The organism is Mesorhizobium sp. M7A.F.Ca.CA.003.01.2.1 (genome assembly GCF_003998945.1).
GTDB classification, from domain to species: Bacteria; Pseudomonadota; Alphaproteobacteria; order Rhizobiales; family Rhizobiaceae; genus Mesorhizobium; species Mesorhizobium ciceri.
On sequence record NZ_RZRA01001448.1, the window covers coordinates 1 to 843 of the forward strand.

At 63.2% G+C, this 843-nt stretch carries 1 protein-coding gene; it reads right to left on the minus strand.

The annotated features are described in order from the left end of the window. On the minus strand, positions 1-820 hold an 820-nt coding region (locus EN969_RS33365; protein WP_127419871.1), incomplete at its 3' end, for an aminotransferase class I/II-fold pyridoxal phosphate-dependent enzyme. Positions 821-843: the final 23 nt, after the last annotated feature.

The window sequence follows — 843 nt, forward strand, 5'->3', positions numbered from 1 at the left end:
GCGTGAAGGCGCCGTAATCGAGGTAGGACTTCACCCGCGTCAGCGCCGAGATCAGCCGCTCGTTGCCGACGGCAAAGCCCATGCGCCAACCGGGCATGGAGAAGGTCTTCGACATGGAGGTGAATTCGACGCAAACGTCGATCGCGCCAGGCACCTGCAGCACCGAAGGCGGCGGATTGCCGTCGAAATAGATCTCCGAATAGGCAAGGTCGGACAGGATGATGATGTCGTTCTTCTTGGCGAAGGCGACCACATCCTTGTAGAAATCGAGCGAGGCGACCAGCGCTGTCGGGTTCGACGGATAGTTGAGGATCAGCGCCAGCGGCTTCGGGATCGAATGCTTGACACCGCGCTCGAGCGCCGGAATGAAACCGTCGTCCGGCTCCACCTGCAGCGAGCGGATGACGCCGCCCGACATGATAAAGCCGAAGGCATGGATCGGATAGGTCGGGTTCGGGCACAGGATCACGTCGCCGGGCGCGGTGATCGCCTGCGCCATGTTGGCGAAGCCTTCCTTCGAACCGAGCGTGGCCACCACTTGCGTGTCGGGGTTGAGCTTCACGCCGAAGCGCCTGCCATAGTAGGCGGCCTGGGCGCGGCGCAGGCCCGGAATGCCGCGCGACGAGGAATAGCGATGCGTGCGCGGGTCGCGCACGACCTCGCACAATTTGTCGACGATAGCCTTGGGCGTCGGCAGGTCCGGATTGCCCATGCCGAGGTCGATGATGTCGGCGCCACGCGATCGGGCGCTGGCCTTGAGCCGGTTGACCTGCTCGAACACGTAAGGCGGAAGCCGGCGAACCTTGTGAAATTCTTCCATGGCAGTTCCAGACAGCGAAGGGG